This window comes from Oleiphilus sp. HI0079 (assembly GCF_001635105.1).
Window position 1 is genome coordinate 1 of record NZ_LWFT01001309.1, and the last position, 866, is coordinate 866.

Sequence of the window (866 nt, forward strand, 5' to 3'; positions counted from 1 at the left end):
ATACAGGCAATAGTCATTGTGATACTCGAAGAGCTTGTCGTATTTTTGCCCTAATTTCTTCGTCGCATTTCGGATCCTTTCTGCAACGATTTCGTCATCGATATTCTGCGCGCTTCCGCAGAGCAGTTGGTCATCGTCTATGTCGGTGATTGTGTAACCTAAATCAAGAGATCGGACTTCTTTAGCTGACCATGAGTTATAGGAGGTGAGTGATGGAAGTTGTTGATATGGGTGATAGGTTAAAATGCGACTTAGCGTGTTGGATTTTGTTTGCTGATAAATTTGTTGCTCAGCACCATACTGCAGCATGGACGGCTGTAAGCGAGAGAGTCCTTCTATTGTCGATATGTTTTTATTAAACCAGTTGTCGAGTGACTGTTTTGACTGACTTTGCCACAGCTCGCCAATTCGCTTCCCTCCGTTGTTTCTGGATAACTCGAACAAGGTGCTTCTGAACCGTAAGGGTAGTTCGATAGAGAAGGTGTCTTCGACTTGTTCTAACGGTAGATCGGTTTTCTCTGAAAGTGCTGTTTTTAAATACTCATTGGCTGGTCGCAAGCGTTTGAACTTCTGATCGGTTGGAGAAAGAGCCCACTCTTTTGTTAAGTCGTCAGAGATTAGCATGTCCTCAACGCGCGAAGGTGTCCGTCCAAGTTTCAAACCAATGTAGATTAATGTCGTGCCGAGGGAGGCTATAGGGTCACTCGCAAGCGGGGTGTCTAGAGTTGACTCGAGTAATTTGATTTCATTTGGGCTAGGTTTGAAATGCGACCATGGTAGATAGCACGCCTGCTCTGAACTCGTATACAAAATCGTTTTGGAGGATAGCGCCTGGTATTCAGGTAAGAGCTCTTCAGCAGGGTTAG

At 45.0% G+C, this 866-nt stretch carries 1 protein-coding gene; it reads right to left on the reverse strand.

Annotated elements, in window-relative coordinates; genetic code table 11:
* Positions 1 to 866: hypothetical protein (locus A3750_RS26565; RefSeq protein ID WP_197475256.1), on the reverse strand; the 866-nt coding region annotated here is incomplete at both ends.